At 62.4% G+C, this 26,623-nt stretch carries 23 protein-coding genes, 1 tRNA gene and 1 pseudogene; 12 read left to right on the top strand and 13 right to left on the bottom strand.

Annotation, left to right across the window (positions count from 1 at the left end; translation table 11 throughout):
- Positions 1 to 50: 50 nt before the first annotated feature.
- Positions 51 to 446: a response regulator gene (locus tag AB8Z38_RS28425; RefSeq protein ID WP_007596883.1), complete on the bottom strand. Its 396-nt coding sequence runs from the start codon at positions 444 to 446 to the stop codon at positions 51 to 53.
- A 227-nt stretch (positions 447 to 673) separates the two neighbouring features.
- Here AB8Z38_RS28425 and AB8Z38_RS28420 point away from each other — a divergent pair, with 227 nt between their 5' ends.
- Positions 674 to 1,645 carry a bifunctional riboflavin kinase/FAD synthetase gene (locus tag AB8Z38_RS28420; protein ID WP_369720984.1) on the top strand — a complete coding sequence of 324 codons (972 nt, stop codon included), beginning with the start codon at positions 674 to 676 and terminating at the stop codon, positions 1,643 to 1,645.
- A gap of 89 nt (positions 1,646 to 1,734) precedes the next feature.
- Here AB8Z38_RS28420 and AB8Z38_RS28415 read toward each other — a convergent pair whose 3' ends face one another.
- A complete protein-coding gene (locus AB8Z38_RS28415; RefSeq protein ID WP_369720983.1) occupies positions 1,735 to 2,094 on the bottom strand; it encodes an RES family NAD+ phosphorylase in 360 nt (119 codons plus the stop codon).
- 9 nt (positions 2,095 to 2,103) lie between these two features.
- Positions 2,104 to 2,451 carry an antitoxin Xre/MbcA/ParS toxin-binding domain-containing protein gene (locus tag AB8Z38_RS28410; protein ID WP_369720982.1) on the bottom strand — a complete coding sequence of 116 codons (348 nt, stop codon included), beginning with the start codon at positions 2,449 to 2,451 and terminating at the stop codon, positions 2,104 to 2,106.
- A 251-nt stretch (positions 2,452 to 2,702) separates the two neighbouring features.
- Here AB8Z38_RS28410 and ileS point away from each other — a divergent pair.
- The 6 genes and pseudogenes from ileS to mutL all read left to right on the top strand — a co-directional run bounded on the left by ileS (position 2,703) and on the right by mutL (position 11,964).
- A pseudogene (gene ileS, locus AB8Z38_RS28405) lies at positions 2,703 to 5,748 on the top strand (isoleucine--tRNA ligase).
- A 28-nt stretch (positions 5,749 to 5,776) separates the two neighbouring features.
- Positions 5,777 to 6,250, top strand: coding sequence for a signal peptidase II (gene lspA, locus AB8Z38_RS28400; protein WP_369726631.1), 474 nt, complete (start codon positions 5,777 to 5,779; stop codon positions 6,248 to 6,250).
- Positions 6,251 to 6,713: 463 nt separating this feature from the next.
- Positions 6,714 to 8,108 (top strand): M16 family metallopeptidase, encoded by a 1,395-nt coding sequence (locus AB8Z38_RS28395; protein WP_369720981.1) that lies wholly within the window; start codon positions 6,714 to 6,716, stop codon positions 8,106 to 8,108.
- 50 nt (positions 8,109 to 8,158) lie between these two features.
- Positions 8,159 to 9,493 (top strand): M16 family metallopeptidase, encoded by a 1,335-nt coding sequence (locus tag AB8Z38_RS28390; protein ID WP_369726630.1) that lies wholly within the window; start codon positions 8,159 to 8,161, stop codon positions 9,491 to 9,493.
- A 125-nt stretch (positions 9,494 to 9,618) separates the two neighbouring features.
- On the top strand, positions 9,619 to 10,041 hold the full coding sequence (arfB, locus tag AB8Z38_RS28385) for an alternative ribosome rescue aminoacyl-tRNA hydrolase ArfB (RefSeq protein ID WP_369720980.1): 423 nt from the start codon (positions 9,619 to 9,621) through the stop codon (positions 10,039 to 10,041).
- A 111-nt stretch (positions 10,042 to 10,152) separates the two neighbouring features.
- Positions 10,153 to 11,964 carry a DNA mismatch repair endonuclease MutL gene (mutL, locus tag AB8Z38_RS28380; protein ID WP_369720979.1) on the top strand — a complete coding sequence of 604 codons (1,812 nt, stop codon included), beginning with the start codon at positions 10,153 to 10,155 and terminating at the stop codon, positions 11,962 to 11,964.
- A gap of 113 nt (positions 11,965 to 12,077) precedes the next feature.
- Here mutL and rsmD read toward each other — a convergent pair whose 3' ends face one another.
- The gene (gene rsmD / locus AB8Z38_RS28375; RefSeq protein WP_369720978.1) at positions 12,078 to 12,632 is read right to left on the bottom strand and encodes a 16S rRNA (guanine(966)-N(2))-methyltransferase RsmD; all 555 of its coding nucleotides are present in this window, start codon (positions 12,630 to 12,632) and stop codon (positions 12,078 to 12,080) included.
- Between the two features lie 2 nt (positions 12,633 to 12,634).
- Positions 12,635 to 14,740, bottom strand: a complete 2,106-nt coding sequence (locus tag AB8Z38_RS28370; RefSeq protein ID WP_369720977.1) for a pseudouridine synthase — start codon at positions 14,738 to 14,740, stop codon at positions 12,635 to 12,637.
- A gap of 121 nt (positions 14,741 to 14,861) precedes the next feature.
- On the opposite strand from AB8Z38_RS28370, the gene AB8Z38_RS28365 reads away from it, so the two are divergent.
- Positions 14,862 to 15,320, top strand: a complete 459-nt coding sequence (locus AB8Z38_RS28365) for a nucleoside deaminase (protein ID WP_369720976.1) — start codon at positions 14,862 to 14,864, stop codon at positions 15,318 to 15,320.
- Here AB8Z38_RS28365 and AB8Z38_RS28360 read toward each other — a convergent pair.
- Together AB8Z38_RS28360 and purD are read right to left on the bottom strand one after the other, a co-directional pair.
- Entirely contained in the window at positions 15,317 to 16,222 is a 906-nt protein-coding gene (locus AB8Z38_RS28360; RefSeq protein ID WP_369720975.1) for an alpha/beta fold hydrolase, read from the bottom strand. The genes AB8Z38_RS28365 and AB8Z38_RS28360 overlap by 4 nt on opposite strands.
- 107 nt (positions 16,223 to 16,329) lie before the next feature.
- Entirely contained in the window at positions 16,330 to 17,613 is a 1,284-nt protein-coding gene (gene purD, locus AB8Z38_RS28355) for a phosphoribosylamine--glycine ligase (protein WP_369720974.1), read from the bottom strand.
- Between the two features lie 458 nt (positions 17,614 to 18,071).
- Between purD and AB8Z38_RS28350 the strand changes: the two genes are divergently transcribed.
- The 3 genes from AB8Z38_RS28350 (at position 18,072) to AB8Z38_RS28340 (ending at position 21,818) form a co-directional block, all read left to right on the top strand.
- Complete coding sequence (locus tag AB8Z38_RS28350; protein WP_369720973.1) at positions 18,072 to 19,118, top strand: hypothetical protein; 1,047 nt, start codon at positions 18,072 to 18,074, stop codon at positions 19,116 to 19,118.
- A complete protein-coding gene (locus AB8Z38_RS28345) occupies positions 19,001 to 20,638 on the top strand; it encodes a class I SAM-dependent DNA methyltransferase (RefSeq protein WP_369726628.1) in 1,638 nt (545 codons plus the stop codon). The genes AB8Z38_RS28350 and AB8Z38_RS28345 overlap by 118 nt, the downstream gene beginning before the upstream one ends.
- Positions 20,639 to 20,936: 298 nt before the next feature.
- The gene (locus AB8Z38_RS28340) at positions 20,937 to 21,818 is read left to right on the top strand and encodes a DUF4365 domain-containing protein (RefSeq protein ID WP_369720972.1); all 882 of its coding nucleotides are present in this window, start codon (positions 20,937 to 20,939) and stop codon (positions 21,816 to 21,818) included.
- Positions 21,819 to 22,178: 360 nt separating this feature from the next.
- Here AB8Z38_RS28340 and AB8Z38_RS28335 read toward each other — a convergent pair whose 3' ends face one another.
- Both AB8Z38_RS28335 and AB8Z38_RS28330 read right to left on the bottom strand, forming a co-directional pair.
- A complete protein-coding gene (locus AB8Z38_RS28335) occupies positions 22,179 to 22,661 on the bottom strand; it encodes a hypothetical protein (protein ID WP_369720971.1) in 483 nt (160 codons plus the stop codon).
- A gap of 177 nt (positions 22,662 to 22,838) precedes the next feature.
- Positions 22,839 to 23,363, bottom strand: coding sequence for a hypothetical protein (locus AB8Z38_RS28330; RefSeq protein ID WP_369720970.1), 525 nt, complete (start codon positions 23,361 to 23,363; stop codon positions 22,839 to 22,841).
- A gap of 537 nt (positions 23,364 to 23,900) precedes the next feature.
- On the opposite strand from AB8Z38_RS28330, the gene AB8Z38_RS28325 reads away from it, so the two are divergent.
- Positions 23,901 to 24,191 (top strand): hypothetical protein, encoded by a 291-nt coding sequence (locus tag AB8Z38_RS28325; RefSeq protein ID WP_369720969.1) that lies wholly within the window; start codon positions 23,901 to 23,903, stop codon positions 24,189 to 24,191.
- A gap of 119 nt (positions 24,192 to 24,310) precedes the next feature.
- On the opposite strand, the gene AB8Z38_RS28320 is transcribed toward AB8Z38_RS28325, so the two are convergent.
- The 4 genes from AB8Z38_RS28320 to AB8Z38_RS28305 all read right to left on the bottom strand — a co-directional run bounded on the left by AB8Z38_RS28320 (position 24,311) and on the right by AB8Z38_RS28305 (position 26,271).
- Positions 24,311 to 24,421: transfer RNA gene (locus AB8Z38_RS28320), tRNA-OTHER, on the bottom strand.
- A gap of 4 nt (positions 24,422 to 24,425) precedes the next feature.
- A complete protein-coding gene (locus tag AB8Z38_RS28315) occupies positions 24,426 to 24,908 on the bottom strand; it encodes a helix-turn-helix domain-containing protein (protein WP_369720968.1) in 483 nt (160 codons plus the stop codon).
- A gap of 508 nt (positions 24,909 to 25,416) precedes the next feature.
- On the bottom strand, positions 25,417 to 25,716 hold the full coding sequence (locus AB8Z38_RS28310) for a winged helix-turn-helix domain-containing protein (protein ID WP_369720967.1): 300 nt from the start codon (positions 25,714 to 25,716) through the stop codon (positions 25,417 to 25,419).
- Between the two features lie 3 nt (positions 25,717 to 25,719).
- Positions 25,720 to 26,271 carry a hypothetical protein gene (locus tag AB8Z38_RS28305; RefSeq protein WP_369720966.1) on the bottom strand — a complete coding sequence of 184 codons (552 nt, stop codon included), beginning with the start codon at positions 26,269 to 26,271 and terminating at the stop codon, positions 25,720 to 25,722.
- Between the last annotated feature and the right edge of the window lie 352 nt (positions 26,272 to 26,623).

Here is a 26,623-nt window from a genome sequence, read left to right as displayed (position 1 = left end):
CGGGACTCACGCCCCGGGCCTTGCAGATTGACCTGATGATTTAATCGCGCTTACGCGCTCGCCATGTCCGGGAAGACCGCCTCGATCTTGGTCTTCAGCGTCGCTGCATTGAACGGCTTGACGATGTAATTGTTCACGCCGGCCTTTTTGGCCGCGATCACGTTCTCGGTCTTGGATTCCGCCGTGATCATGATGAAGGGCGTGGTGGCGAGGTTGGGATCCGCACGTACTTCGCGCAGCAGGTCGTACCCCGTCATCGGCTCCATGTTCCAGTCGGAGATCACGAGCCCGTACTTCTTGCCGCGCATCTTGTTCAGCGCTGCCGAACCGTCGCTGGCATCATCGATGTTCTCGAAGCCAAGCTGCTTCAGGAGATTCCTGATGATACGGATCATGGTGCTGTAATCGTCAACCACCAGAACCGACATCGACAAATCAACCGCCATCTCGACTCCCCCAACGCAAACCCAGGATTTATTACGAATGGACCTGCCGGGCCGTAGCCCGCGGTTCCACGCCTCAAGAACTAGCACCAAGGCGTTAAACAGCGCGTTAACTGGGGCGTTCCAGAAGAATTGAAATCGGGTTCAAGCGGTCGCATCCGCCCGCTTGACTTCATCGGGCGGGTCAAGCCACCGTCCCGGCCGGTCCCGCCGGTTCGAGAATTCCCCTGATGGTCCAGCATTTTACCGTTATCCGCGACATCACGCCGGTTTCCGCGATTCCCAGGGGCGCTGTCGTCGCCATGGGCAATTTCGACGGCGTCCATCTCGGCCACCGGGCGGTGATTGCGGCGGCCCTGGAGATGGGACGGGCCCAAGGCCGCCCGGCGCTGGCGTTGACCTTCGAGCCGCATCCGCGCCGGTTTTTCAGCCCGAACACCCCGCAATTCCGCCTGACGGACGAGCGGGCCAAGCTGCGCCTGCTGGCCGGCACCGGACTTGCCGGCGCCGTCGTCATGACCTTCGACAAGGCCCGTGCCGGGACCACCGCGCAAGATTTCATTCACCATGACCTGATCGGGCGCCTCGGCGTGAGCGGCATCGCGGTCGGCTACGACTTCCATTTCGGCAAAGGCCGGGTCGGCTCGCCGAGCCTCCTGGTCAACGAGGCCCCCCGGCTCGGCATCGAGGTCGACGTGCAGCCGCATATCGACTTCGACGAGCGGCCGGTTTCCTCCAGCGCCATCCGGATCGCGCTTGCGGAAGGCCAGCTCGAGGAAGCCACCACCATGCTCGGCGGCCCCTGGTTCATCACCGGCGAGGTGATCCACGGCGAGAAGCGCGGCCGCGATCTCGGCTATCCCACCGCCAACATCCGCCTCGATGCCAATTGCGGCCTAAAGCACGGCATCTATGCGGTGCGGGTCGGCCACGGCGCCGAGCGGCTGGATGGCGTGGCAAGCTTCGGCCGCCGCCCGACCTTTGACAATGGCGCACCGCTGCTGGAAATCTTCCTGTTCGACTTCAAAGGCGACCTCTACGGCCAGGCGCTCGACTGCGCCTTCATCGGCTTCATCCGCGAGGAGCTGAAATTCGACAGCCTGGAGGCCCTGATCCGCCAGATGGACGACGATTCCGCCCGCGCCCGCGCCATCCTGACCGCCGCGCCGGATGCGTTTCCGAGGCTCGGGACGGTCGATTGATCAATCGGACCGGGCAATGAGCCGCGGATCGAACGGCGCCTGGATCACCTCCGCGACCGTGATGCGCGCGACCTCCGGATGTGCAGGGTTCAGGAGAAAGTTGGCCCCCGCTCGCTTATGGCAGAGGGCACCTGCAGGAGCGCACTCGTTGAGCGATCAAGCCATCGATCCCCGACCTCACGGCTGACCATCATCTGGGTCCGCCAATCCGGTGGCCATTCCGGCCCGGCGATCTCAACGACAATATCGTCGGGAATCGCGATACGCAGCAATTGGTAGGTCGGCGGGATGAGATCGCGGTCCATGTGGACCAGCATTTCCAGCAATGCGCTTGACGGATGATCGGCGAGATAGACGATCCGCCTCCCCTGCGAATGCCATCTGCCCCCAGCCCTCAGACCGCCGACTCCGGAAAGATCGACGTAGTTCGAAATTCGCCAGAGCTCCATCTGGCGGGCTCAGGCAAAGATTCCGTGATCGATCTGCTCAAGCATTTCGCGGACGACCGCGGTGCCAAGCTCGTCCCTCACCAGATCGAGTGGCCTTTGCCGCGAGAGAGAGGTATTTGGCCGGGTGAGCCAGGCTTCGGCTCTTTCCGCGTCACCGAACACGCGGGCCGCGAGCGTGCTGATATCGAGCATCCGGACCAGTGCCTCACGTTCCGAACCGCCCACCGCAGAGACCATCTCGAGCGAAAACGCTCGCAGACGCTGCTCGGCCTTGGAGAGCACCTCGTTATCGGCTCCTCCATGTCTCCGTAGCTCCTTCAGCTCTTCCAGAACCTCGGCAAGCGGCGCGGCATTCATGAAATTCTCTCCTTGCTTCAATAAATTAGCCTCTTTGAAGAAAACCGCAACTGCACCCGGCCGGTATCTCACCCTTTGCGCTTCCGCCGCCCGGCTGCTATGGAGAGCCCATGTTTGCGCGGCGCATCATAGGGATTAGCGGCCCGGCTTCCGCCTGAGCTTTCGGCTCGGCGCAAGACCGGGATTTGGTCGTTTCACCCGCGATTCCGCATCGCCATCTGTTCCCGCGCCCTTCCGAGCCAGTCAGCCCCATGTCCGAAAAGCCGCAAAAGTCCCCAAAGTCTGACGCCAAAGACTATTCCAAAACCCTGTTCCTGCCGCAGACCGAATTCCCGATGCGCGCCGGCCTGCCGCAGCGCGAGCCCGAGATCCTCAAGCGCTGGTACGAGATCGGCCTGTACGAGAAGCTGCGCGAGAGCGCGAAGGGCCGCGGCAAGTTCGTGCTGCATGACGGGCCGCCCTACGCCAACGGCAACATCCACATCGGCACGGCGCTGAACAAGATCCTCAAGGATCTCGTCACCAAGAGCCAGCAGATGCTCGGCTTCGATTCCAACTACGTTCCGGGCTGGGATTGCCATGGCCTTCCGATCGAGTGGAAGGTCGAGGAGGAGCACTATCGCAAGAAAGGCAAGCAGAAGCCCGACTTCCGCGACAGCGCCGCGATGATCGATTTCCGCAAGGAATGCCGCGCCTATGCCACGCACTGGCTCAACGTGCAGCGCGAGGAGTTCAAGCGCCTCGGCGTGATCGGCGACTGGGACCATCCCTACGCCACCATGAACTATCCGGCCGAGGCGCAGATCGCGCGCGAGCTGATGAAGTTCGCCGCCAACGGCACGCTCTATCGTGGCTCCAAGCCGGTGATGTGGAGCGTGGTCGAGAAGACCGCGCTGGCCGAAGCCGAGGTCGAATACGAGGACTACACCTCCGATATGGTATGGGTGAAGTTTCCGGTCACGTCGCCTGCCCATGGCGCGCTCGCCTCCGCAAGCGTCGTGATCTGGACCACCACGCCCTGGACGCTGCCCGGCAACCGCGCCATCTCGTTCTCGCCCAAGATCGGCTACGGCCTCTATAAGGTGACAGATGCGCCGGCCGACAATTGGACCAAGAGCGGCGATCTCCTGATCCTTGCCGATGCGCTCGCCGAAGAGATCTTCAAGCAGGCGCGCGTAACGGCGTTCGAGAAAGTTCGCGACATCCCCGGCGACACCATGGACGCGATCGAATGCGCCCATCCCCTCGAGGGCCTGGATGGAGGCTACGAGTTCGTCGTGCCGCTCCTGCCAGGCGACCACGTCACCGACGACACCGGCACCGGCTTCGTGCACACTGCGCCCAGCCATGGCCGCGAGGACTTCGACGTCTGGACGGCGCATGCGCGCGATCTCGATGCGCGCGGCATCAACACGGCCATCCCCTACACGGTCGACGAAAATGGCGCCTATACGGATCATGCGCCTGGCTTCACTGGCAAGCGCGTCATCACCGACAAGGGCGAGAAGGGCGAAGCCAACGAGGCCGTGATCAAGGCGCTTGTCGAAAGAGGCATGCTGCTCGCGCGCGGCCGGCTCAAGCATCAATACCCACACTCCTGGCGCTCCAAGAAGCCGGTGATTTTCCGCAACACGCCGCAATGGTTCATCGCGATGGATAAACCCATTGTGGACGCCCCGGGCATGCCCAGGGCTATGGACATCGCAGCCAACGATAAGGCGAAGAGCGGCGACACGCTGCGCGCCCGCGCGCTGCACGCCATCTCGGTGACGCAATGGGTGCCGCCATCCGGCGAGAACCGCATCAACGGCATGATCGAATCGCGCCCCGACTGGGTGATCTCGCGCCAGCGCGCCTGGGGCGTGCCGATCGCGGTCTTCGTACGCGAGAAGGGCGACGGCTCGGCCGAAATCCTCCAGGACGAAGCCGTCAACACCCGCATCGGCGATGCCTTCGCGAAAGAAGGCGCCGACGCCTGGTACGCGCTGGGCGCACGCGAGCGCTTCCTCGGTTCGCGTGCCAACGAGGACTGGCAGAAGGTCGACGACATCCTCGACGTCTGGTTCGATTCCGGCTCGACCCATGCCTTCGTGCTCGAAGATCCCATTCAATTCCCGGGCCTCGCCGGCATCAAGCGCAAGGTCGATGGCGGCACCGACACGGTGATGTATCTCGAAGGCTCGGACCAGCATCGTGGCTGGTTCCACTCTTCGCTGCTGGAGAGCTGCGGCACACGCGGACGTGCGCCCTACGACGTCGTGCTGACCCACGGCTTCACCCAGGCCGAAGACGGCCGCAAGATGTCGAAGTCGCTCGGCAACACTATCGAGCCGCAGTCCGTCATCAAGGAATCCGGCGCCGATATTCTGAGGCTCTGGGTCGCGTCCTGCGACTACACCGACGACCAGCGCATCGGCCCCGAGATCCTGAAGAACACGGTCGAGACCTATCGCAAGCTGCGAAACACCGTGCGCTGGATGCTCGGCACGTTGCATCACTACAAGCCGACCGAGGCGGTCGCGCCCGCCGAGATGCCCGAGCTCGAGCGGCTGATGCTGCACGAGCTCGCGGTCCGCGCCGAAATCATCCGCAAGGCGTACGAGACGTTCGACTTCAAGAGCGTCGTGGCGACCCTGTCGGCATTCCTGAACAGCGAGCTGTCGGCGTTCTATTTCGACATCCGCAAGGACACGCTGTATTGCGATCCGCCATCGTCGCTCACGCGCAAAGCGGCGCTGACCACGATCGACCTGCTCTGCAACGCGATCCTGAAATGGCTGGCCCCGTTCCTGAGCTTCACCGCGGAGGAGGCCTGGCGGATGTATCGGCCTGATGCCGAGCCCTCGGTGCATCTGGACGCAGTTTCCGCAGGATCTCGAAAAGCTCCGCGACGACAAGCTCGCGGCAAAATGGGAGACCATTCGCGACGTTCGCCGCGTCGTCACCGGAGCTCTCGAGCTCGAGCGCGCCGCCAAGAACATTGGTTCGTCGCTCGAAGCCTCGCCGGTGATCTATATCGCCGATCGCGATGTGCTGGCGACGCTGTTCGACATCGATCTGGCCGAGGTCTGCATCACCTCGAACTACGAGGTGCGCGAGGGCGAGGCGCCCGCGAATGCATTCCGTCTTGATGCCGTGCCGGGTGTCGCGGTCGTGGTCGAGAAGGCGGTCGGCACCAAGTGCGCGCGCTCCTGGAAGATTTCGCCGACGGTCGGCGAGGACCCCGAATACCCGGACGTCACCCCGCGCGACGCCAGGGCGCTGCGCGAATGGAAGGCGCTGGGGCTGGGGACCTGAGTCGCAGCATGCCCCCCTCCGCGCCGGCATTATCTCGGCCGTCGTCACGGTCGCCCTCGACCAGGCCTCAAAGCTCTGGTTGCTGAACGTGCTCGATATCGCCCGTCATGGCGCGGTGCGGGTGACGCCGTTCTTCGACCTCGTGCTGGCCTGGAACATCGGGATCAGCTTCGGCTGGCTCCAGAACGACAGCCAGGCGGCACAGCTCGCGTTGATGGCGGTGAAGGCCTTGGCAGTGGTCGCGCTGGCGATCTGGATGGCCCGCTCGCAGACCCGGCTCGCAACGATCGCACTGGGGTTAATCATCGGCGGCGCCATCGGCAATGGCATCGACCGCCTGGCCTATGGCGCGGTGGTCGACTTCGCCCTGTTTCATGTCGAGATCGGCGGAAATACCTTCAATTGGTACGTCTTCAACCTGGCGGACGCGGCCATCGTTGCCGGGGTGGCGGCGCTGTTGTATGACTCCTTCCTGGGGGTACCCGCCGCAAAAGCGCCCTGATCCCGTCCGATACGGGCCGGAGGTGGAATTATGCTTTGCGAGACGTCCGTCGCTCAGCGCTGCCCAACTCGGTTTCACGGGTGGCCTGTGAAACATAATGAAGGGCGGCAACGGTTCTGAGTGCAAGCACTTCAGACGGAGTCGCCGCGCCAGTCGCGGGTCCAGCCGCCGGCGGGATATCAGACGCCATCACCGAACTATCTTATGGAACTGGCCTGGACAGTCGCGAAGGACGTTTGCGGCATCATATCCGGCAAGGAGGAGGAGCAATAAGCTTCTCACGCTCAGGCGATCCGATGGCTGACCTGCCGCAATTGTCCGGTGTAGGTCGGAGGCGGCAGATGAACTATTTTTAAGTTCAACTTGATCGCGTTCTCTGCTTCGTGACCCGAAGCTTACGGCGGCCCAGAGTAGCATGCCGCGCTTTCACGCCGGACATCTGGGTCCGGATTTCACAAGGATCATGATGTCCTCTTACCGATCGGCTGCCTGCCTTCTTGCCGCGCTGCTTTCGACGAGTATCCTCGCCGCCGGCGCCGCCCTCGCCCAGACCACGGTGACTTCGGCTCCGCCCGCCAGCTTTACGCTCAGCAACGGCCTTCAGGTCGTGGTGATCCCGGACCATCGCACGCCCGTAGTTACTGAGATGATCTGGTACAAGGTCGGCTCGGCCGACGAGACGCCGGGCAAGTCCGGCCTCGCACACTTCCTTGAACATCTGATGTTCAAGGGCACCGAGAAGCATCCGGTCGGCGAATTCTCCCAGACCGTGCTCCGCGTCGGCGGCAACGAGAACGCCTCGACCTCGGTCGACTACACCAATTACTATCAGCGCGTGCCGCGCGAGCAATTGCCGAGAATGATGGAGTTCGAGGCCGACCGCATGACCGGCCTCATTCTCAAGGACGAGAACGTGCTGCCCGAACGCGACGTCGTGCTCGAAGAGTACAACATGCGCGTCGCCAACAGCCCAGACGCGCGCCTCAACGAACAGATCATGGCCGCGCTCTATCTCAATCATCCCTATGGCCGGCCGGTGATCGGCTGGCACCAGGAGATCGAGAAGCTCAATCGCGAGGACGCGCTCGCCTTCTACCGCCGCTTCTACGCGCCGAACAACGCCATCCTGGTGATCGCCGGCGACGTCGAGGCCGCCGACGTGCGCCCGCTGGTCGACCGCAATTTCGGTCCGATCCCGTCCCAGCCCGCGATCCCCGCACAGCGCATCCGCCCGCAGGAGCCGGAGCCGGCCGCGCCGCGCACCGTCACCCTGTCCGACCCGCGCGTCGAGCAGCCCGGCCTGCGGCGCTATTACCTGGTGCCCTCGGCGACGACTGCGGCAGCCGGTGAAAGCGCAGCCCTCGACGTGCTCGCGCAATTGATGGGCAGCGGCAACAATTCCTACCTTTACCGCGCCCTCGTCGTCGACAAGCCGCTCGCGGTCTCCGCCAACGCCAGTTATTCGAGCACCTCGCTCGATCCAACCCAGTTTGCGGTCTCGGCCTCGCCGAGAGCCGGCGTCAGCTTCGCGGAAGTCGAGCAGGTCATCGACGGCGTCATCGCCGACATCGTGCAGAACCCGATCCGCGCCGAAGATCTCGAGCGGGTCAAGACCCAGCTCATCGCGGAGGCGATCTACGCCCAGGACAATCAGGCAGTGCTGGCGCGCTGGTATGGCGGCGCGCTGTCCACGGGCCTCTCGATCGAGGACATCCGAAGCTGGCCGGATCGCATCCGCGCCGTCACCGGCGAACAGGTCCGCGCCGCCGCGCAAAAATGGCTTGAGAAGAAGCGCTCGGTGACCGGCTATCTGATCAAGGACACCACACCTGCCAAGCGCGAGGAGAAGCGTTCGTGAACCATTCCTTCCGTCCCGCAGGACATTTCCTACCCAAAAATCGCTTCGCGCTGTCGTTCGTCATCGGTACAGCGCTCGCATTGGCAGCGGTCTCGCCGTCGCAGGCCGCCGCAAAGATCCAGCACCTGGTCTCGCCCGGCGGCATCGAGGCCTGGTTCGTGCAGGACGCTACCGTGCCATTGATCGCGATGGAATATTCCTTTGCCGGCGGCTCCACCCAGGACCCCAAGGACAAGTCCGGCGTCGCCAATCTCGTCGGCGACCTCCTCGACGAAGGCTCCGGCGATCTCGATTCCAAGACGTTCCATGAGCGGCTCGACCGCCGCGCCATCGAGCTCTCCTTCAGCGCCACCCGCGACACCTTCCGCGGCAGCCTGCGCATGCTGCGCGACAACAAGGACGAGGCTTTCGACCTGTTGCGCTCGGCATTGACCTCGCCGCATTTCGAGACGGCCGATGTCGAGCGCATCCGTTCGCAGGTCATCTCGGGCCTGCGCCGCGAGACCACCAATCCGACCTCGCTCGCAAGCCGCAAATTCCTGGAGGTGGCGTTCGGCGATCATCCTTACGGGCGGCAGACCACAGGCACGCTGGAGAGCGTACCGACCATCACCATCGCTGACATGAAGGATTATGTCGGCCGCGTGCTTGCCAAGGATACCTTGAAGATCGCGGTGGTTGGTGACGTCGATGCGGACACGCTCGGCAAGCTGCTCGACCACACGTTTGGCAGCTTGCCTGCCAAAGCCACTCTCACGGCGGTCCCCGACATCGAGGCTGCAAAGCCGCCGGAACGCGCCTTCGTACCGCTCGACGTGCCGCAAACCGTGATCACCTTCGGCGGCCCCGGCGTGAAGCGCAGCGATCCGAACTTCATGGCGGCCTATGTCGTCAACCATATCCTCGGTGGCGGCGGATTGTCCTCGCGGCTCTATCGTGAAGTCCGCGAGAAGCGCGGCCTCGCCTATTCGGTGTTCGAATCGCTGCTCTGGATGGAGCACTCGGCGGTCTTCATTGGTAACACCGGCACACGTGCCGATCGCGCCGGCGACACCATGGATGCGATCGAAAAGGAAGTGCGCCGGATCGCCGACGAGGGCCCGACACAAAACGAGCTCGACGAGGCCAAGTCCTACCTCAAGGGTTCGCAGATGCTGGCGCTCGACACCTCTTCCAAGCTCGCGCAGGCGCTGCTGCAATATCAGCAGGACAAGCTGCCGATCGACTATATCGAGAAGCGCAACGCCATCGTCGACGCGGTGACGCTGGACGACGCCAAGGCCGCCGCCAAGCGGCTCTGGGGCCAGGGACTCCTGACCGTGATCGTCGGCCGCGCGCCGCAAGCCGCCGCACAACCGGCGGCAGCGACGCCCAAATCGAACTAGACGTTGAACTGATTTCTTTAAGCACCTGAATGGCCGGGTTCGCCCGGCCATTTGCGTTCGATGAGACGCGCCATTGCCGAACGGGGGCGTCCGGGATATGTCCGGGCATCACGAATGGTGCCATCATGCTGCGGATATCCCGCGATCTCGTCATTGACGAGGACGATATCGAGATCGGCTTTGTTCGCGCTTCTGGCCCCGGGGGCCAGAACGTCAACAAGGTCGCGACCGCGGCGCAGTTGCGCTTCGACACGAGCAAGCTGACCTTGCCGGAGGATGCCAGCTTGCGCCTTGCCCGCCTCGCCGGCCAGCGCATGACCAAGGACGGCGTCATCGTGATCCAGGCGCAGCGATTCCGCACCCAGGAGCGCAACCGGCAGGACGCCATCGACCGCCTCCTCGAGATCCTGCGTGAGGCCATGGTGCGGCCGAAACCGCGGCGGGCGACAAAGCCGACCTTTGGCTCCAAGCAGCGCCGGCTCGAGGGCAAGAAGCGCCGTAGCGACATCAAGGCCGGACGCGGCGGCGGCCGTGGTTTCGATGACTGAGAGTGTCTCTTCCACGGCGTGGTCTGCCATGTGGGTAGTTCCGACTTGCCTCATGCAAATGCCGTCTCAAGCGACTAAATTGGCCGCCTGAACGCAGCCTTGAGTCTCTCCATGCCCGTCCGCCAGCTTCCAGAGCAGGTCGTCAACCGCATCGCCGCCGGCGAGGTGGTCGAACGTCCCGCGAGCGTGGTCAAGGAACTGGTCGAGAACGCGATCGATGCCGGCGCGAGCCGGATCGACGTCTTCACGGACGGTGGCGGGCGTCGCCGGATCGGCATCACCGATGACGGTGGCGGCATGACCGCGATGGATCTGTCGCTCGCGGTCGAGCGCCACGCCACCTCCAAGCTCGACGATGAGGATCTGCTCCAGATCTGTACCCTCGGGTTCCGCGGCGAGGCGCTGCCCTCGATCGGCTCGGTCGCGCGGCTGTCGATCACCACGCGGCACGCGAGCGAGCCGCACGCCTGGGCGTTGTCGGTCGAAGGCGGCGACAAGTCCGAGATCATGCCGGCGGCGCTGGCGCATGGCACGCGCGTCGAGGTCAACGACCTCTTCTACGCCACACCGGCGCGGCTGAAATTTCTCAAGACCGACCGGACCGAGGCCGAGGCGATCCGCGAGGTGGTGCGGCGCCTCGCCATGGCGCGGCCCGACATCGCCTTCACACTGGCTGGCGAGGAGCGCGCGCCGGTGACCTGGGCCGCAGCGCTGCCCGGCGCCGCCGGACGCCTGACGCGGCTTGGCGATATCCTCGGCGCGGACTTCCGCAGCCATGCCATCGAGATCCATGCCGAGCGCGATGCCGTCGTCATCGCCGGCTATGCCGCCGCGCCGGCGCTCACGAAAGCCAATGCGCTCGGGCAGTATCTCTTCGTAAACGGCCGCCCGGTGCGCGACAAGCTGATCCTCGGCGCGGTGCGCGCGGCCTATTCTGATTATCTGCCGCGCGACCGCCATCCGGTGGTGGCGCTGTTCGTCACGCTTGACCCGCGCGAGGTCGACGCCAACGTGCATCCTGCCAAGACCGAGGTGCGCTTCCGCAATGCAGGCCTCGTGCGCGCGCTGATCGTGCACGGATTGAAGGAAGGGCTCGCGCGCGAGGGACGGCGCACCGCGGCCAATAGCGGCGAAAGTGCATTGTCCTCCTTCCGCCCTGCCTTCACCCCGCGTCCCGCGAGCTGGGACTGGCGGCAGTCGCCATCCGCTCCGGCCGGGCCATTGCCATCGTTCGAAGGGTCTACAGCACCCGCCTTCGCGGAGCGGGCGCAAGCCGCGTTCGACGTCGGCGCGCCGAGCGCGGACGTGCGGATCGAGGCACAGCCTGTCAGCGACCTGGTCGATCGTCCACTCGGTGCGGCGCGCACGCAGCTCCATGAGACCTACATTGTCTCGCAGACCCGCGACGGCCTCATCATCGTCGATCAGCATGCCGCGCATGAGCGGATCGTCTATGAGCGGCTGAAGGCCTCGCTGGCCGCAAACGGTGTGCAGCGGCAGATCTTGCTGATCCCCGAGATCGTCGAGATGGACGAGGCCACAGTGGAGCGGTTGCTTGAACGGAGCGAGGAGCTCGGATCGTTCGGTCTTGCGATCGAATCTTTCGGTCCCGGCGCAGTGGCGGTGCGCGAGACGCCGTCGCTGCTCGGCAAGACCAATGCCGGCGGCCTGCTCCGCGATCTTTCCGAGCACATGGCCGAATGGGACGAGGCTCTGCCGCTGGAGCGCCGCCTGATGCATGTCGCCGCCACCATGGCCTGCCACGGCTCCGTGCGCGCCGGCCGCAGGCTCAGGCCGGAGGAGATGAACGCGCTGCTCCGCGAGATGGAGGAGACGCCGAACTCCGGCCAGTGCAATCACGGCCGGCCGACTTATGTCGAGCTGAAGCTCGCGGATGTGGAGAAGCTGTTCGGGCGCAGGTGATCTTCGTATTGCCGTAGGGTGGGCAAAAGCGCAACGCGCCGTGCCCACCGTCTCTCCGCAATCCGAGAAAAGTGGTGGGCACGCTTCGCTTCGCCCACCCTACGGCAGCGAGGCTAGGGCTTCGTCAAAAACACGAACTCCGTGTCATCATATGCGCGGCGCTCCAATTCTTCGTAACCTTCCGGCGCGGCAAACTGCGCGGCCTTCGCCTCCTCGACAACGAGCAGCGCGCCCCCCGTCAACCAGCCGCCGTCGCGCAAGCTCGCAAGCGCCTTCACCGCAAGGCCCTTACCGTAGGGTGGATCGAGGAACACCAGCGAGAACGGCTCGACCGGATGCGCGGGGCCGAGGTCCGTTGCATCGCGGCGGTAGACCTTGGTCGTGCCGCCTAAGCCCAGCGCCTCGACATTGTTGCGCAACAATGCGCGCGCCTCCGCGCCGTTGTCGACGAACAACGTGAATTTCGCGCCGCGCGAGGACGCCTCGATGCCGAGCGCACCAGTGCCTGCAAAGAGATCGAGCACGCGCGCGTCCTGGATCGGATCGTCATAGGCGTGCACGAGGATGTTGAACACGGACTCGCGCAGGCGGTCCGCCGTGGGACGGATGTCGCGCGAGGACGGCGAGGCCAGATTGCGCCCCTTCAATCGACCGCCGACGACGCGCAACGTCAGTCCTCCTTCGGCGTCAGGTCGCGCTTGCCGTGATAGCCGCGCTTGGGACGGCGCGGCGGGCCGTAGCCGTTGACCTCGGCTTCGTTGCGCTCGCGCGCTTCGTCGCTGCCGGTGCGCTGCACCAGCACGCGGCGACCCTTGCGGTCGTTGATCACGCCGCGCTTGAGCGGCTTGTTCTCGGCCGGTGCAGCGTCACCGCCCGTCGGCGATTTCTGCGGCACGTCGAACTGCGCACCCGACTTCTCGATGATCTTCTCCCCGAGCTGGTCGCGCAGCACGCGGGCGCGGATCTCCTCGACCTCGCCTTCGGGGACCTCGCCGAGCTGGAACGGACCGTAGGACACGCGGATCAGCCGGTTCACCTCGAGCCCGAGATGAGCGCAGACGTTGCGCACCTCGCGGTTCTTGCCTTCGCGGATCGCGAACACCAGCCAGACATTGGCGCCCTGGTCGCGCTCCAGTGTCGCGTCGATCGGTCCGTATTTGACGCCCTCGACCTCGATGCCGTTCTTGAGCTGATCAAGCTGCGCCTGCGTGATCTCGCCATGGGCGCGGACGCGGTAACGGCGCAGCCAGCCGGTGTCGGGCAGCTCCAGCGTGCGCGCGAGGCCGCCGTCATTGGTGAGCAGCAGCAGGCCTTCGGTGTTGAAGTCGAGCCGGCCAATCGAGATCAGCCGCGGCAGGCCTTCCGGCAGATTGTCGAACACGGTCGGACGGCCCTCGGGGTCGTCATGCGTCGTCATCAGCCCGCGCGGCTTGTGATAGAGGAACAGCCGCGTGCGCTCGCGCTCCGGCAACGGCTTGCCGTCGACGGTGACGACGTCGTTCGCGGTGATATCGAGCGCCGGCGAGTTGATGACCCGGCCGTTGACGGCGACGCGGCCCTGCGTGACCATCTCCTCGGCATCGCGGCGCGAGGCGAGGCCCGCGCGCGACAGCACCTTGGCGATGCGCTCGCCGGCCTTCTTCGGTTTCGGCTCCTCTTCGCGCCGCGGGCGCCGGTCAAAATCACGATCCCGCTCGCGATAAGCGCCGCGGCCACCGAAGGCCGGACGCTTCTCGAAGATCCTGCTCTCATCCTCGTTTTCACGGCGCGGCCGATCGCCGAAACGACCCTCGTTGCGCGGATGCTCGTGCCAGTCGGAGCGGCCTTCGGCGCGCTCGCGCGGACGGTCGAACTTCGGACGGTCGCCACCGCGCGCACCGCGTTCGCCGTCATCGTCACGGCGGGGCCGGTCGAATTTTGGACGATCCTCGCGCGGGCGATCAAACTTGGGCCGATCGAATTTGGGGCGCTCGCGGAACGGACGATCACCCGACGCACGATCGTCGCGCGAACGCGAGAAGCGCGGACGGTCATCGCCGCGGCCGCCTTCGCCGCGATCGTCGCGCTTCTGCCAGGGCTTGTCCTGACCGCGGTCGCTGCCGCCGAAGTCCCTGCGCGGGCCCTTGCTGAAATCCTTGCGCGGCGGCCGGTCGCCGCGCGGAGCCGCATCGCGCTTCTGCCAGGGTTTTGAATCGCTGCGCTCGGTGCGCGGGCGGTCGCTGCGGTCCGGTGCACCGCGCGAGAACTTCCGCTCGCCGTCGAACTTGCGCTCCGGGCGCTCACCACGCGGCGCGTAGGGCCGCTTGTCACCAAACTTCTTGTCGCCGAACTTCTTGTCGCCAAACCGGCCGGCGGGGCGGGACTCGTCGCGATCGCGGCTGCGCGGCGGACGGTCGTCGCGCCCGAAAGCCGGACGGTCGCCGCGCGGCTTGAACGAACGCTTCTCGCCATCGCGCGAGGGACGATCCGAAAACGAGCGTTCGCCGCGCGGCTTGAAGCTGCGCTCGCCGCGCCCATCGCCACCGCGGTCGTCGCGCTTGAATTTCGGACGGTCGGAAAAGTCGCGGCGCGGGGCATCACCGTCCGCGCGGGGGCGGGACGGACGGCTGTCGCGGTCGCCACGGGGGGGACGGCTGTCGCCCTTGCCTTCGAAGCCGCGCTTGGCGAACTTCTTCTCGGGGCCGCGCGGCTTGCCACTGCGGGCGCCCTTCGATGGCCCCTTGGCCGGGCCTCGCCGGCCGCGGGAATCGTTGTCTTTGTCGCTGTCGCGAGGCATGAATAATCTCACTCAGGGGGTGGCGCGATGAGCATTGTGCGCGCTCGTTTCGAGCCGCATGCTCAGGCAAATTCGGTCAAGCACTTCTGCTGAAGGCGCAGCTACTAGCAGGTTTCTGGCGATGATACGAGGCTTGAAAGCCCCCTCTTTCATGGATTTGGCGCTCAAAACGGCCGAAAATGCCGGAAAGGCGGGCGAAGTTCCGATCGGGTGCGTCGTGGTCCGCAATTACGAGGTCATCGCCACTGCGGCGAACCGGACGCTGACCGATTACGACCCCACGGCCCATGCCGAAATCATTGCGCTGCGCGAGGCGGCCAGGAAAATCGGCAGCGAGCGCCTGGTCGACTGCGACCTCTACGTGACGCTGGAGCCCTGCACCATGTGTGCGGGCGCGATCTCCTTTGCAAGGGTCAGGCGGCTGTATTACGGCGCGGCCGATCCCAAGGGCGGTGCGGTGGAGTCCGGCGTGCGCTTCTTCACGCAGCCGACCTGCCATCACGTCCCGGACGTTTATTCCGGGGTCGGCGAAAGCGAGTCGGCGCGGCTGCTCAAGGACTTCTTTCGGGAGCGGCGCTAGGGCGCGAGGAAGAACTCGCGCAGCGCTTTCGCGGTGACGTCGGGGTTCTCCTCGGTGAGGAAGTGGCCGGAGTCCACCGGCATTCCCTCGACCTTCGTCGCCCATTGCTTCCAGGTCTCGAGCGGGGTGGCGGCGGCCTGGGCGATGCCCACGCCACCCCACAGCGCCAGCATCGGAATGGTGATCTTCTTGCCGGCCTCGAAATCCGCCTTGTCGAGGTCGTAGTCGAAATAGGCGCCGGCGCGATAATCCTCGCACATCGCATGCACGCGGGCGGGGTCGCGGAACGGGGCGATGTAGTGCTCGATCGCGCGCTTGTCGATGGCGTCCAGCGTCTTCGACTTGGTCTGGCTCGCCATCTTGAAGCGCAGGAAGAACTCGCCTTGGCCCGAGATCAGCGTCTCCGGCAGCGGCGCTGGCTGCGCCAGGAAGGTCCAGTGATAGATCTTCAGCGCGTACTGCCGGTTGATCCGCTCCCAGTAATTATAGGTCGGCAGGATATCGAGCACGGCGAGCCGCGACAGCCGGCCGGGATGGTCGAGCGCGAGCCGGTACGAGACGCGGCCGCCGCGGTCGTGGCCGGCGAGCGCGAAGTGCACGTGGCCGAGTTGCTCCATCGCCTCCACCATGGCCTTGGCCATCGCGCGCTTGCTGTAGGGGATATACAGCGCGTCGCTCTCGGGCATGTCGGACCAGCCATAGCCCGGCAGGTCGGCGATGATCAGCGTGAACTTGTCGGCCAGCTGCGGGGCGACCCGGTGCCACATCACATGCGTCTGCGAGAAGCCGTGCAGCAGCAATAGCGGCGGGCCGTTGCCGCCGACGCGGGCAAAGATGCGGCCGAACGAGGTGTTGATCCATTCGGAGGCGAAGCCGGGATAGAGGTCGGCGAGATCGGACATCTTTTTGCATCCTTGTCGGGTCGGTCGCGGAGCCGCCCCCAACAAAACGTTGAAAACAACCCCATGCACAGTAGCTAAGCCTATGGCCTGCTTGTGCAATTTTTTTGTCAGCTGGTGGCCTTCTCCGCCTCCACCGCCTGCCAGCCGATGTCGCGGCGGCAGAAGCCCTCCGGCCAGTTGATGCGGTCGACGGCCTGATAGGCCCGGGCCTGCGCTTCGGTCACGGTCGCCCCCAGCGCGCAGACATTGAGCACACGGCCGCCATTGGCGAGGATCGCGCCGTCCTTCTCAACCGTGCCGGCGTGGAAGATCTCGACAGAATCCACCTTCGCCGCGTCATCGAGCCCCTCGATGCGCGTGCCCTTCTGATAGTCGCCGGGATAGCCCTTGGCCGCCATCACCACGGTGAGCGCGGAGTCCGGATACCAGCGCAGATCGAAATGCTTCAATTGCCCGTCGCAGGCAGCGAGGAACGCCGGCACGATGTCGGACATCATGCGCAGCATCAGCACCTGGCACTCGGGATCGCCGAAGCGGGCGTTGAACTCGAACAGCTTTGGGCCCTGCGTCGTCAGCATGATGCCGGCGTAGAGAATGCCGCGGAACGGCGTGCCGCGCTGCTTCATGCCGGCAACTGTCGGCAAAATGATCCTGGCCATGATCGCGTCGTGGATCGCCGGCGTCACCAACTGCGTCGGCGAATAGGCGCCCATGCCGCCGGTGTTCGGGCCGACGTCGTGGTCGAACACGCGCTTGTGGTCCTGCGCGGAGGCGAGCGGAATGGCGGTCTCGCCGTCGCACAGCGCGAAGAAGCTGATCTCGCGGCCCGCGAGAAATTCCTCGATCACGACTTCAGCGCCGGCTTCGCCAAAGGCGCCCTCGAACATCATGGCGATGGCGTCCTCGGCCTCGCGCACGGTGTGGGCGACGACGACGCCCTTGCCGGCGGCCAGGCCGTCCGCCTTGACCACGATCGGCGCGCCCTGGCTCTGCACATAGGCGCGCGCCTCGGCGGCATTGCCAAAGCGCTTGTAGGCGCCGGTCGGAATGCCGAACTCGGTGCACAGCGCTTTGGTAAAGCCCTTCGAGCTTTCGAGCTGCGCGGCCGTCCTGCTCGGCCCGAACGCCTTGATCCCGGCGGCGGTGAGATCATCGACGATGCCGGCCGCCAGCGGCGTCTCCGGGCCGACCACGACCAGCTCGATCGCATTCGTCTTGCAGAAGTCGATCACGGCGGCATGGTCGCCGATATCGAGCGCCACGCACTCCGCCTCGCGCGCGATGCCGGCATTGCCGGGCGCGCACCACAATTTCGTCACCAGCGGGGAAGCCGCGATCTTCCAAGCCAGCGCATGTTCGCGGCCGCCGGAACCGAGCAGGAGAATGTGCATAAGAGGCTCAGAATGAGGGGTTTGGCTGGGGCGGAGGTCGCACGAATCGGGGTGGGGCTCAAGGGGGATGGCCCCCAAACTCCCCGTCATTCGGGGGACGTCGGTAGGGCGCGAGCCCAGACTTGATCGGGCGGTGCCATGCACAGACCCGTTGCCGACGCTCCGGCGTTCAACTCCGCTTTCGGCAAGACAATGAACATTGCCGACGCAGCTACACAGACTTATTGCACGTGCAGAATTTGTACGAGGGAGAACCGCTGGCCGCAAGCTCGTCAATTGACCGTCAGCCCGACTGACCCGCTAGGCTCGCACAAACCCGCCTTGTAGGCCGAGCGCACCAATTCAGGTGAAATGCATCGTCAGTCCTGATGGAGGACTGCCCGTGATAACCCAAGGTTGAAGTGCGAGGCCAAATCGGAATAGATGTTCGTGCGAAGGCATAAGGGGTACTCGCAATCATGATGGGCCTAGTTTCACTGCTTACCGGCAAAAGTCTAAAAAATGAGCCGGAAGTGGAAGTGTTGGCGATGGCGCAGCTCAAGAAAGCTGGCTACGAGCTGACGATGCGGCAGTGCAAGAGCCCACTGTTGCGCAAGCACTGGCCTAGCAAAACTAAAGTGGCCAAGGCCGCGGGTTACCCCGACATCCTCCTGCACGTTGCTGATGCCGAGAAGCCGATTTGTGTGTGGGAGAATAAGGGACCGGGTGAAACAGCAGCAGATGCTCTCGCCGAAGCTCAATTCTATATCGAGGGCCTGCGGAAGAATCTCCCAAACGAGCCGGCACTGCCATCCATCGCCGCCGGATTTAACGGCAAAGAGCTGCGAATTGCCATTTACACTAACGATGGCAAATGGGTTCCCATCAAGGTCGACGGACAAGAACTCCGCGACTCGTTTCCAAAAGCAGAGTTTGTCCAAGCTGGTATCGCCGCAAACGGCGTCTTCACCGCTGGGAACGGTGCAGCCAACGTTAAGGACCTTCGCGCGCTCCTACCGAAGTTGAAGACGCTTTATCGGAACATCGCCACTCTTTCTTCCGGCCGAACGCCTATCGACTTCACGGTCGCGATATTGACGCTCAAGCTCATTGTGGAGCAGCAGCCGGATTGGGGTAGCTGGAGCGAGATGCCGCGGTTCTCGCCAGGGGCCCAATCTGTCGACCACGTGATTGGTGAGCGCTTTGAAACGCTGGCAAAGCGGGTCCTGTCAACCAAAGAGCTGAAGGGCAAGTACGGCGACATTTTCGACTTTCACGAGAAAAGCGACACGCTCGAAGTCGCATTCTCCTTTGTCGAGGTACTTAGTTGCCTCCGCTGGCCGGCGCCGACTTCGACATCTTCGGAGAGGTGTACCAAGCCATCGGCGACGAAGCGACAAAGAAGAAACTGGGTGAGTTCTTCACTGGTCGTCACATCATCGCTGGTGTTCTTCCGATACTTTTTTCACGCGCGGGCTTCGACAAGTCTTTTTCTTCAATCAGGTCGAAGAAGATTGCCGACTTAGCGTGTGGCACTGGTGGATTTCTGACTGAGATGCTGAGGAGGGTGCGCAACGACCATCACCCATCCACTTCAAATCTGAAGACATTCGCGCAGAATGCCTTCTTTGGGTACGATATCGGCCACGCAAACGCGTCCCGAGCGAGGGTGAACATGTACTTCGCCGGGGACGGCTTCAGCTCGATCCGCGGGGGCTTCGACTCGCTAGCCGCTTCGAGCGCAACAACCTTCCCGAAGGATGGTTTCGATATCATCGCCACCAATCCTCCCTATGGCACCTCAAATTACGGGCGGATCGAAGAAGCGTTCTTACTAAAAGCGCTCGCGACGCTGAAGAAGGGCACAGGCTGGTTGCTTATTGTTCTGCCCACCGGTGTTCTCGAGAACCCGCGATCAGCAAAGACCCGCTTCGCCTTATTGGATCAGGCGATGATTACCGACGTAATTTCCCTGCCGAAGCACGCCTTCGCTCCATACACCCAGCAACGAACGGCCATCGTAATCGCTCAGAGGCGCAAGAAGCCGCTGGTTGGCGAAGCAGGCACGTGGCAGACGCTCGCTGCCGCCACACAGCACGAGAACATCAATATGTTCGTCGTGGACAACGATGGCCTTGCAAACAGCGACAAGCGCTACCCCACTGACAAGCGCGGTTCCTCAGGTGAATGGATGCACGATGATCTTTCAGAATGGATAGACAGCGGAGGCTTCAAGCATCCGAGCAAAGTGTTCCAGGCGCTGGTAAACGGATCATCGCCAGCGGCGGCGGTGAATGAGTTTGGTGAGCCGCTTGGCCCCAAGCATGGAGTCTTTCATCCATCCGCATTGTTGCACGCTGAACGCGGTATAGTGCTTCTACCCGACATTCCGCTGCGCGCCGAGCTAAAGTCCATTCCGTTCGCCGAATGGAAACACAGAGCCGACCAGGTGGAAGCGTTTGCCAAGGGGGATCTCGTGTCCCTGCCGCTACCGTTCGCGGAAGAAGTGGAATTTCTCCTCGATCACGGAATTGAATTTGATCCGACTGAAGTCGGCCCGCCTACCGCCTTGGACGCTCTGTTCAAGCCGGTCGCGAAGGGCGATACTGGGCTGACCGAAGCCATGATCTACCAGTCCGCGTCGGCAACTGGTTCGCCGGTCTACGGTGGAGGGCGTGGTGTTCCCAGGTTTAAGGCCGATGATACCCTAAGACGCGATAACGGAGTGTCCGCGACTAAATTCAACGGGCCGGCACTCGTGGTGTCGATGGATGGTTCCTCCGGGTCGGTGCAGGTCATTGAGAAGGGGAGCTTCTTCTGCAACCACCATGGGGCAGTTCTCTTGCCCTCCTCCGATGTAAACCTGTGGTGTTTTGCCCAGGTCGCGGAGCCGGCTCTGCGGCGTTTGGCGTCCAATGTCTCGGCCTCGGCCACCCTCACGAAGCCCGCGTTAGAAGGCATTAAGGTGCGGCTCCCAATTGGAGCTGCTGCCACAGAGGTTGAGAAACGACGAAGAACATTGACCTCGCTATCGCGGCTGTTCTAACTCGCTACATAAGGCGCTACAAACACCCTAAGCTTGGTCGCGACGTGCGGGAAGTCCTGAATGGAGCTAGGCCGGGAGACGTCCCGATCTATCAACCCACCAAGTTTGAGCTTCTGACGGCAAAAGTTGTCGGCCTCGCCCTCCCGCTGACCCTGCTATCGCGCGCTGACGAGATGATCGAATGAGGGCTGTGGGTTCCGCTGCCGCACGAACTCGGCCGCCATAGGGGCAAAGCGGACATTGCGTTCGTCGCATCACGCTGCCGAGTTTATGGGTACACGGCCTAAGGAAGTGCGATATGAAGCAGACCGATCGTGAGGGCGTACTTGCCGTCGGGCAAATATTTACTAAGCAACTGGGATGGCTCTTCCGTGAGCAGAGCATTAGCGACTGGGGAATCGACGCCCATGCTGAAGTTGCCGATGAGGAGAAGCCTACGGGGCGGCTGCTGGCGTTGCAGATCAAGTCAGGTAAATCTTACTTCAAGCACAAGAAAAAAGACCACTACGTCTATTACGGTGAGGGAAAGCACCTTTGGTACTGGCAGAATAACTCGCTTCCGGTTGCTCTGGTCCTGTACAATCCTGAGACCGATGTAACGTTGTGGGCTCGGATCGGCCCGTCGAATGTGAAGCGTCACAAGACTGGCAGATGGTCGATTAAGGTGCCTAAGGGGAACGTCCTAAACAGGGCCGCGAAAGCTGATCTAGTGAGGGGCGTGTCTGATGCTTCAGTCGAGAGGAAAGTACTGCTTGCGCTAGATTACCCTTTGATCCGAGCATTGCAAAGCAAGGAGGCTTATTTCCTGATCGACAGGGATACACAGAACGAAGATATTCCCTGGACCGTCAGCGTGTTTTTCGATGACATCAAGGCTGATGCTAACGTGGTATTCCTGCTCCCCACCGTCGCGACCGATATCAGCGAGTTCTTCCAGGACAAGTGGCCGTGGCTCGATTACAGATTCTTGGAAGGACATGAAATCTTGCCCGGCACGCAAGGGGTGTTGCGTTCTCGGCTGCATGTCTGGGTCAATGATCTCGGGAAGGCGTACCTCGAAGTCGAAAAATATTATGAAAGCGGTGCCTCCGAACTCCTCGTGGACGATCCGGGGTTAGAAGGGGATTACGACGAGGATGACGAGGAAGAGAGCTTCCGGCGCAGCATGGAGAAGGACTGAGCACGAGCTTGCCGACTTTCCTTATGCGCTATGCATATGGTTGTACTCAAAATCTTAGCTCAACGCGCTGATGCATGCGTTTATGCCATGCATCGAGCCAGCCGACTGTCAGTCTATTAATTATATGGCGAGCATCCGATACCGGAATGTGGGGCGGGGTTGGGGCGTCCAGCAGGGTTGCGTGCCTGATACCTTCGGAGATCACCCGGCACGTGTTCGCCGCAAGCCTGAAATCTCTTAGTTCCTGACTCGTAACGAAGTTGTACCGCTCAAGTTCGGGTTGCCCGCCGACGTTATCTCGGATCGCCTCGTAGATCAGGTACAAGGAAGCCCACGTCGTGGGGAACGTCCACGCCTCCATCACGAAATCAATGGCTGAATTTCCCGCCCCAGCTCAAAAGCATCGCGTGCGAAAGGGGATTGGCCCTGTTCGCCGAGGGCAGTCCTGCTTTTATACGGTTTGCCCGGACGATACAGATTGAGCGAATTCGGCTTGTCCCTAGGGTGATCGCAGCTGAACAGCGTGACGGGCGTAAAGTCGGGGTCGAGCAGAAGGCCTATCGCGTTGATCCGGTTAATTGCCGGCATGGCGAGGCTGCACATGTCACACCCATTGAAAGGGAATTCCAGCACGAAGCTATTGCTGGTTAGGTCGGCATGAGTGTCATGGCCGAACAGGTCAAAGTGGTGCTGGTCTTCGGGCTTCCGCATGTCGAGCCGAATTGTTACAGGGTCCTTTGCATGGACGCAGGTGGCATCGCTGTTCGAGCCATCGAATATCTTCGACAGTCCCCACAGGTCCCAAGGATTGCCTTGGAGACTTGATTTGAATGTCTCGGTCATCCTCGAACTTGCCTGACGGATTCAAACTGTGCGCACAATAGGGTGTAGCAAAGAAGAAGTCTCCTGAAGAGAGAAACGGTATTGCGGTGACAGTGCACTAATTTTCAAACCAGCGCAGTTGATAGGATTTAGTGCACTGTCACCGCGATTGCAGTTCAGCACTGTCACCACAATTCTCTATTGCTTACGAGGCGTTCCCCAAATTCCAGTGTATCGGAAGCAGAAAGGGCCGCGGTGAAGCTTCGATCGTTCGTCGAGAACGCCGGGCATGTTCACGTTGGCGATCTTGTCTTTAAAGATGAGCTCCGGACCATCCTTCCAATCGCTGTCTTCGATCGAACTGCAATTCATTTCCATTTTGTGCGAGACTTTCACGTGAACGCGGGTGATCTCGTACTCGGTGTCGTTCTTCGTGACGGTGAAGATCATAGGCGGGTTATCGAAGTTCTTGCTGCCCATCATCACGACGCCGGGATCTTTGTCGAAGTCCGGCATCATTGATATATCGACCTTTTCCCTGAGGTAGGAAAGCGGAAGCTCGTCCTCCTTCCGAAAGCGGACCGCGCAAACCTTCTGCACGGTGAACATGGCTATCTGCGATTGCCCGCGCATCTCGCTGACGACGCACTCGTCATAGGAGCCGGGCCGGTCCAGGTACCAGACAACGCCGCCCGCCACGACCGCGGCGACGATCACGCTCATTGTGATTCCGAGAAGCCATCTGAACATCGTCCGCCCCCAGACTTATAAGGTCGACTTCGCCGCGAATTCCAGCCAGTGAATGACCGCGTCGGTGGAAATAGCTGCGTCACCGAGTAGGTGCCCGCGCCGATACCGATTCGCTTAATTACGGTGACGGTGCACTAATTTTCGAAGCCAGCGCAGTTGATACCATTTAGTGCACCGTCACTGTAATTTAGAATTGACACCGAAAAACCTGCCCGAATCAGTGGATTGCACCGACCGGACTAGGCAAGGATTGGTCGAATCGGATAGTTTTGCACCTCTCATACAGTACTTGTGCACTGGCGTTGCGTTTGCTTCGGAACTTGGAGCATGCGATGGCGAGGATAACCAAGGCTCAACGTGAGTTGGCGGAGGCGCTTGAGTTTCGCGCGGGCGCGAAAGCTCTTCTGCGTGACCGATATAACGACTGGAACGACTGGGAATTTGAGTGGCTGACTGACGAGGTCCGGCGACCGCCGGACTACATTTACACTGAGAAAAGAGCAGGCCGTATTGAAGCGGCTTCAGCATTATTCCCTCTCGTTCGCGGAATATGCCGGCTACTCGGTCCCAGAATTGATCGCGATTGCGTATGTCAGTCGGTTTGACTTTCAAGAGCACGAGCAGGAATTCGCCGAAAAAGTCCATCGCTGGGCTGCCACGCACCTTAAGCGACGTCAGATCTGTTTCCTTGCGAGCTTGTGTCGCCGATCTGACGACATCGAATATGATCCGTTGCCGGACTATGAGCCGGTGGAAGAGCCTGAAGCTGTTGGAGAGGCACCCCTGTCATCGGCGGCATAGCCTATTGTCCTATCGGTTCGGGTTATAGTGACTGGACGGCCGGGGGCCGCAGGTACGCACACGCCTTGTTAGGGCCATGCGAGGGTCGGCAATGCGTACTGCCGAGGCGTAACGCGTTTTGGGCACGACGGCAGGACTTGAACCTGCATCTCCCCGCGCCTATCATCCTGAGTGTCACCTACAGTCAGACAGTCGAAAAGCGGGCGCTCTATCCATTGAGCTACGTCGCGGTGTCTAGGCCGCCGACTCGGCTTTCTCCACGCGCTTGTTCTTGAACTTCTTGGCCTTCGTCATTTCCGGCTCAATCTCCTTGAGCTTGTTGACAAGGCCAGTCATCACGTAGGCGCTAGCGGTCTGCTGTTTCAAGCCTTTGAACCGAGCCTCGCGTTGTACCAATCCCGCCTCTTCTAGCTCGTCAAAGTAGCGGAACAACGAGCGTGGGCTTTTTCCCATTCGCTGTGCGATGCGCTTAATGGTCGGACGTGGGGCTTCGCTCGCATCCCACCAATGCGACATCAGTTGCAGCACCACGTTGAACGCAGTCGGGCTGATTTTAAGGTGCGCCTGACCTTGCAGCAGCAAGTTAGGCACGAGGGTGTAGCCGTGCGCCATAACAGGCTTGCCGTACTTAGCTTCGGCGCGCCGCTTGTCCTTCGCCGAAAGAGCAGACGGCGGGAAGGCGACAACCTCGCCAGGGGTTTTATTGGTGTTCGTCATGTGAAGGATTATGGGCGCGCTGCACGCGGCCAACAAGTACTAGGTGCCAAAAGTGGGGTGCCAAAACTGGCACCACTCCCAGTGTAATGATGCGTACTGCTTCGGCAATGAATAATTATGTGGTGATATTATTTCGTGCGCAGGTCCTGACACCCGGCCTACTGCCAATTTTGGCACCGGCTCTACTGCCAGTTCTGGCAGGCCCAAAATTTGAACTCTGCGGCAGCGGAGCCCATCTAACGGATACGCCAGCACACCTCGCGCAGCGAGGCAGAGGAGATCAGTCAATGAGGATAGACCAAGACTATCTGAAAAGGCTTTTGGAAGCATGTCAGGCGTCCGATAAGCCGACCTTCGACATCGAGGATTTGGAATTACGGTGACAGTGCACAAAACTCGCTAAGCGTCGACAGTGCCCCTGTGGAGAGATCACCCCACCCCGCTCGCGCTGCGCGCGATCGACCCTCCCCTCCAGGGGAGGGTAAAAGTTCGCGTCAGCTTCGACCGATCAGCCCTGCTTCCCCGCAATGATCTCCTGCAACGTCGCCACATGCCGCGCGAACGCCCCGCGGCCCGCCGCCGTCGCCGTCACCGTGGTCTGCGGCTTCTTGCCGACGAAGGCCTTGTCGACGGAGACGTAGCCCGCCTTGGCGAGCGTCTCGATGTGCGCGCCGAGATTGCCGTCGGTGGCGCCGGTGAGCTTCTTCAGCCGCGCGAATTCGAGGCCAGCGGAGACCGGCAGCGCGTTGAGCGCCGCCATGATCTTCAGCCGCAACGGCTGATGAATGATGTCGTCGAGCTCGGCCATCGGCTAGATCCGCCGCATCCAGAGACCGCCGAGGATCAGGCCACCGCCGTTGACGAAGGCCATCCAGAGCGGAAACGCTTCTCCGATGAAGAAGTAGCCGATCAGCGTCAACGCCGTGATGCCGAGGCCGATCCCGACGAACGCGGTGCCGAACCAGAGACCCGCCAGCATGTAGAACAGCATGAAATAGATCGGCCAGAACGCGCCCAACTGGCGCGGGCCGAAATGACCGATGACGTTGGTGCAGAGATAGCCAAAGGCAAAGAACAGCGCGAACACCAGCAGCAGCCTGATGTCGAAGGCCGCCGCATAGGCCTGCGGCGGATTGAGCAGGCGGATCGCAACCAATCCGCCGACGCCGAGGATATCGACGGCGGGCCAGGCATAGATCGCGTAGGCCGGCCAGAGCCAGGTGACGAGGTTGCCGGCAAAGACCAGAACGCCCCACCACAACGCGGCGAGGCTCGCCAGTTCGTAGAGTTGCGACTGCCGCAGGCGCTGGACGATGTCGTCGATCTCGGCCAGCGCCTCGGAAGCCTGCTTGCTGTCGATCATGTCATCCCTTTCAGTCCCAAGACTGTCGCATATGACTCGAGGTGACATCTGAGCGCACGCCTCGTCCTTCGAGACGACCGCTTCCAGCGGTCTCCTCAGGATGAGGCTCAGCCGCGCCAGGATCCGTTGAAGCGGCTGCCGCGAACTTCGCCCTCATCCTGAGGGCCCGCCGCAGGCGGGTGTCTCGAAGGATGGCCGCGGGTTCGGTGACACCTGAGCGCACGCCTCGTCCTTCGAGACGACCGCTTCCAGCGGTCTCCTCAGGATGAGGCTCAGCTGGATCAGTCCCCGTTGAAGCGACCGCCGCGAACTCCGCCCTCATCCTGAGGGCCCGCCGAAGGCGAGCGTCTCG

Source organism: Bradyrhizobium sp. LLZ17, assembly GCF_041200145.1.
Lineage (GTDB): Bacteria > Pseudomonadota > Alphaproteobacteria > Rhizobiales > Xanthobacteraceae > Bradyrhizobium.
This window is presented reverse-complemented; position numbering and strand designations above follow the sequence as displayed.